We start from the raw sequence: 2,270 nt of genomic DNA, 5'->3' as shown, positions 1-2,270 counted from the left end.
CACTTGCCTCATGCGACAGGCCACATTTCAATGGGGTCATGTTAAACATGGGCTAGCGCTCCAGCCAGTCTTCGCTCGCGCTGGGAAGGACGGTACGGACGCTGAAGACGGGCTCGGTGTCCAGGTCAACGCTCACCCGGACGCCGGCCACGATGGGCGAGCCGGGGACTTCCAGCCGCTGGACCCGGGCAAGCGGCTCGCCGGTGTCGGGGTCGATCACGGGCCGGTCGAACTTGTAGCTATGGGTATCGCCGTGGATCAGCAGCATCGGTCCGTCAAAGCGCGCCAGGAACTGCTGAAGATCCTGCTTGAGGGGCACGAAGCCGCGCTTGCCGGGCTGCTCGAACACGGGGTTGGCGTGAAAGATCAGCACCGCAGCCCGCACCCCGGCGTCCCCTCCAGCTCCTAACGCTTGCGACAGCAACGCTCTGTTGGCGTCGGCACGCGCCCGGAACGCCGCATGTCGGGCGGGTATCCGCGGCTGCCACGCATTGTTGCTGCCGACGACATGCAGCACCACGAAGAGCACATCATCGCGGATGAACCAGGCGTTCTCGGGAAACTCGGGCCGCGGCATCCTGAGCCCGAGGGTATGGTTGTGCAGCACAGCCGGATCATCGAAGAACACCCGGCGCACACTGGCGAGGCGCGACAGCGGGTCCAGCCCGCCCGCGGCTTTGCGGTGGCAGTCCGTCCATTCGTTATCGCCGGGGGTGTAGACCACGGGCACAGGCTGGTCACGGAACAGCCGGGCCACCGCGCGGTTGTGGGCGTCGGTGCAGGGCTGGGCACCACCCTTGATGTCACCGACATGGACGATGAAGGCGGGCTCCTCTGCGGCGGCCTGTTCCAGCAGGCGAGCCAACAGATTGGCCTCTGCATCTGAGTAGGGCAGATCGCCGAGCGCGAAGAAGCGCAGCGAGCCTGCGGCCGCCGACCCCGCCAGCAGGGCGACGAACAGCAGGAAACCAAGCCGGGCGACAACGGACAGACGGCGGGGCGCTGAGTTAGGGGACATAGGCCCAAGTCTGCGGTTGGCGTGGACGAGGCGGCTCACTGTCATCCGGGATGACCAAGGGCGACCATCGAGCCGAGTGACTGCCCGCCTCGGCGGACAGTATGGCCTTGCTGACGGGACGGCTGCGAGCAAGCATCACAATGCGCTCAGGCAGTGGCAGCGCGCGGCCCATGACACGCCCGCACGTCGAGCGTGATGAGCGGCATAGGCATGCCATCGCGGATGACCGCACGGTTCCACGGGATCAGCGCCGTAGTCAACGCCTCACGGGCCCTAGCGCGAGCGTAAGGGTCCAGGTTGACCTCGACGGCGCAGCGCCAGCGGCGCAGGCCAAATCCGTCTTCACAGCGCGAAACCAGGCGATAGCGGGCGGCCGGCACAAGGCCCTCGGCAATACACGCATCCAGCGCCTGCCGCAGCAAGGCTTCGGCGGCATCGGCGCTGGCCGGGCACTGGTGGCGCGAGCCTTGCCAGGCCCGCGCCTGCTCCGCGAGTGCGCGCTCGGGCTGGGTCAACAGCTGGCGCCGGCGCTCTGTGATCCAGTCGCCCGCAACCAGAGTCAATGCGACCGACGCCACTTCTTCTGAGCGGAACCGGCGCCCCGACAGCGCAACGACAGCGGGAGGTACATAGACGCCGAGCAGGCGCATGGCGCGGCGCTGCTCGGCGGCGGTCAGCGGCCGGCGAACGGCGGTGCCGGTGGTGCGCTCAGCCATCTCAAACCAACGCCGTGCCTCGGCCATGGCGTGCGTGTCGACCACGCGCACGGCGCCGTCCGGCTCCAAGACCCAGCCGTCCGGCCAGAGTGCGATGCGATAGGCCGGCTGGGCGCGAATCGCATCGGCCGCAGCGCGCCGCGCGGCGAGCTGGGTGCGGATGGGGTGGCTGCGCAGCAGCAGGCGGCTCGGCAACATCGACGCAGTGGCTCGTATGGCGCGACAGGCCGACTATACCGAACCCCCGCCGTCGGGATGAAACCTCTTTGCAACAAAACCGCCAACCTCACGCCGCTGCGCGGCGCGGAATCCATTGGTGAAGCTAGTGCAGCCGCAGGGATGGTGAAGCTAGTGCAGCCGCAGGGACTGGCCCGCAAGGGCTTCGATGACGGGGCTCACGGCGGCGATCTGCTCGGCGTCGTCCGAGACATCGGCGAACCGACGCCGATCTGCCAGCGCCGCGGGTTCATGCCCCAGATTGTGCAGCAGCGTGACGACCTGCTGGAGGGCATCCGCCAGCTCGTGCATCAGGTGCA

General features: G+C 68.0%; 3 protein-coding genes. All 3 read right to left on the bottom strand.

Going from position 1 to position 2,270, the window contains the following annotated elements:
• Positions 1-52: 52 nt before the first annotated feature.
• Positions 53-1,018 carry a metallophosphoesterase family protein gene (locus I6U14_RS06945; protein ID WP_296898000.1) on the bottom strand — a complete coding sequence of 322 codons (966 nt, stop codon included), beginning with the start codon at positions 1,016-1,018 and terminating at the stop codon, positions 53-55.
• Between the two features lie 146 nt (positions 1,019-1,164).
• Positions 1,165-1,932, bottom strand: a complete 768-nt coding sequence (locus tag I6U14_RS06940; protein WP_296897998.1) for a hypothetical protein — start codon at positions 1,930-1,932, stop codon at positions 1,165-1,167.
• A 150-nt stretch (positions 1,933-2,082) separates the two neighbouring features.
• A partial coding sequence (locus I6U14_RS06935) for a hypothetical protein (protein ID WP_296897997.1) occupies positions 2,083-2,270 on the bottom strand: 188 nt, incomplete at its 5' end.

This window comes from Thiohalocapsa sp., assembly GCF_019695415.1.
Lineage (GTDB): Bacteria > Pseudomonadota > Gammaproteobacteria > Chromatiales > Chromatiaceae > Thiohalocapsa.
The sequence above is the reverse complement of the archived record's forward strand: the minus strand, read 5'-3'. Positions and strand labels throughout refer to the sequence as shown.

Coding starts and splice junctions, on each gene's coding strand:
- I6U14_RS06940 (WP_296897998.1), bottom strand. CDS start 1,932: ATGTTGCCGAGCCGCCTGCTGCTGCGCAGCCACCCCATCCGCACCCAG.
- I6U14_RS06945 (WP_296898000.1), bottom strand. CDS start 1,018: ATGTCCCCTAACTCAGCGCCCCGCCGTCTGTCCGTTGTCGCCCGGCTT.